This window comes from Mesorhizobium waitakense, assembly GCF_056431085.1.
The window spans coordinates 1-1,426 of the sequence record NZ_JBWKME010000229.1 but is presented as its reverse complement, the minus strand read 5'-3'; the positions used below and the strand labels follow the sequence as shown (position 1 = coordinate 1,426).

Here is a 1,426-nt window from a genome sequence, read left to right as displayed (position 1 = left end):
AGCATGGACATCGTTGCAGGCGGTTGGCCAGGGCCACGGTCAGGCGTCGCCGGATGGTGGGGATCGAGGTCGGGACGTGCCGCTCTGGTCGGATCGGAGGATCCGCGGGGTCGATAACCGTCGGGAAGACCAGATGTTTGGCGGCTCTGGGCGCGAGCCGGAGCTGAGGGGGGAATCGTCTCCCTCAGAGAGATCAGGAAGCCATAGGCGGCGATACAGAGACTGGCGTGGTGGTGGAAGCCCCGCCAACCTCGGCCTTCGTAGTGGCCCAGTCCCAGCTCCTGCTTGAGCTCCTGATAGTCTCGCTCGATCCGCCAACGCAGCTTGGCGGCGTCGACCAGCTGGGTGATTGTAGCGCCGGCCGGCAAGGTGGAGAGCCAATATTTGCTCGGCTCGACCTCGCCTTCAGGCCACTCGATCAGGAGCCACTCTTCGGCGTGAGCCTCGGGCCGATTGTAGTCCCTGGATGCCGGCCGCAAGCGCACGGCGGCGAAGCGGGACTTGAGCTCGGTGTTGGTTCCTTCACGCCAGGCGATCGTGCGCCAAGCCTCGGCGTCGAACTCCTCGGCCAGGGCCTTGGCCGAGACCGGCTTGTGATTGTCGGTTCGGCCGACCCGGGACGGCGGCCGGCCTCTTCCGCTCCAAGGCTTGGGCGGCAGGGGGCTCTCGCCTGGACGCCAGACGCTGAGCGTGGGCTGAACGCCCACCACATATGTCAGATCGAGCTCGGACAGGCCGGCGCGGAAACCGCCGTCGGCGCCATATCCGGCGTCGGCCAGAACCACGCCGGGCGCGACGCCATCGGCCTTGGCCGTCTTGATCTGCTCGAGCGCGATCTGCGGCTTGGTCTGGAACGTGATCTCTGCCGGAATCTTGGCCTTCTTGCGTTGTTCCGGATTCTCCGCCCAGATGTGCGGGAGATATAATTGGTAGGCGATCGGAAGCGAGGCTGCATCATTGGCGATCGATAGGCTAACCGCAATCTGACAGTTGTCCTGCTTGCCCAACTGGCCGCAATACTGGCGCGCTACGCCCACCGAGTGCTTGCCCTTCTTGGGAAAGCCCGTGTCGTCGACGATCCACGCCCGGATCGGTCCGCGCTGCTCGATCTGTGGAAGAACCCAGTCGCGAACCCGTGCCAGCAAGGCCGCGTCCGACCACGGCGCCTGTCCCACGAAATGCAGCAGAGACTGATGCTTGGCCGCCACCCGCGACGGCGCCGTGACGGCCGCCAACGGCTCCACGCTCTTGCGTTCCATCGGCATCAGAAGTCCGAGGCAATAATCCTTCAGCGGCTCAGCCCGGTCGGCGTGGCCGATCACCCCGATCAAAGCATCGACATAGGCGTCAAATGCGGCTTCACTCTCGGCTGTCCAGTCGGGCATGGCGCGCTTCCCTGATCACGAATCAGCACGCTAACAAATCC

At 64.9% G+C, this 1,426-nt stretch carries 1 protein-coding gene; it reads right to left on the bottom strand.

Annotation, left to right across the window (positions count from 1 at the left end; genetic code table 11):
• On the bottom strand, positions 1-1,385 hold a 1,385-nt coding region (locus tag AC07FD_RS39430; protein WP_478354200.1), incomplete at its 3' end, for an IS701 family transposase.
• Positions 1,386-1,426: the final 41 nt, after the last annotated feature.